The sequence below is a fragment of the Bartonella sp. AP280QHHD genome (assembly GCF_042196125.1).
Classification (GTDB): Bacteria; Pseudomonadota; Alphaproteobacteria; order Rhizobiales; family Rhizobiaceae; genus Bartonella.
In genome coordinates this window covers 1-1,040 of sequence record NZ_JBHIPQ010000041.1, presented here as the reverse complement: position 1 = coordinate 1,040, position 1,040 = coordinate 1, and the positions used below count along the sequence as shown (strand labels likewise).

Here is a 1,040-nt window from a genome sequence, read left to right as displayed (position 1 = left end):
CTTTGATGGCATGACCTTTCAAGATCAACTCAATGAAGATGGGAATATCATTGCTATCAAATGTGCTATTCGTCTCAAAGGGATTAAAGACCCTATCGAAGTCACCGAATATCGCAAAGAATGCGAACAAGAAAAAAGTGAAGCATGGCAAAAATATCCAGCACGTATGTTGCGCCATAAAGCCACTATACAATGTGCTCGCTATGCTTTCGGGCTTTCCGGTATTTATGAAGAAGATGAAGCAAAACGTATCAATGAAACAAACCATAGCATTCCAAAACAATTGGTTTCTCAAGATATGCTTATAAAAATCGAAGAATTAATCGAACAAACAGAATCGGATAAAAATAAGCTTCTCTCTTATGCAAAAGTAGAAAAGCTAACAGATATGTCTTGTGAAACAGCAGACGACGTTTTGAAAATATTAGAAAGCAAGCCAAGAATTCAAAGAGAAAGCGCTCTACAATCTCTCCCACCACAAGAGAAAACATACGTTCCTATACAAGATGCCGAATATATTCACGTCCAAGATATAGAATATGGACCACAAGAACAAAGAACGGCGGTGTGAGATGGAACAAAGAACAGCAGAATGGTTTCAAGCGCGCTTGGGTAAAGTCACCGCATCTAATGTTTACAACATTATCAGTAAGACAGCAAAAGGATTGCCTACGAGCAAATATGAAGACTACAAAATCAAACTCATAACAGAGCGCTTAACAGGCGAAACAAGCCCTTATTATGAAACTGAAGATATGAGATGGGGTATTGAACATGAAGAAGATGCCTTGAGAGAATATGGCTTCATTTATGATGCCAATATAACAAAGTGCGGCTTTATCCAACACCCCACAATAGAAATGGCGGGGGCTAGCCCCGATGGTCTCATTGGAGAAGACGGTTTAATCGAAGTCAAATGCCCGAGATCAGTAACACATATGCGCTTTTGTATAGGTGACGAAATCAAACCAGAATATCACGCACAAATGCAATTCCAAATGGCTTGTACAGGACGAAAATGGTGTGATTTCGTAAGCTAT

Annotated in this window: 2 protein-coding genes; both read left to right on the top strand. The window is 39.3% G+C overall.

Annotated features, from left to right (window positions below):
* Window positions 1–571: recombinase RecT (locus ACFIMK_RS06320; protein WP_375693532.1), on the top strand; the 571-nt coding region annotated here is incomplete at its 5' end.
* Between the two features lies 1 nt (window position 572).
* Window positions 573–1,040, top strand: a 468-nt coding sequence (locus tag ACFIMK_RS06315; RefSeq protein WP_375693531.1) for a lambda exonuclease family protein, incomplete at its 3' end; no start/stop codon positions are given.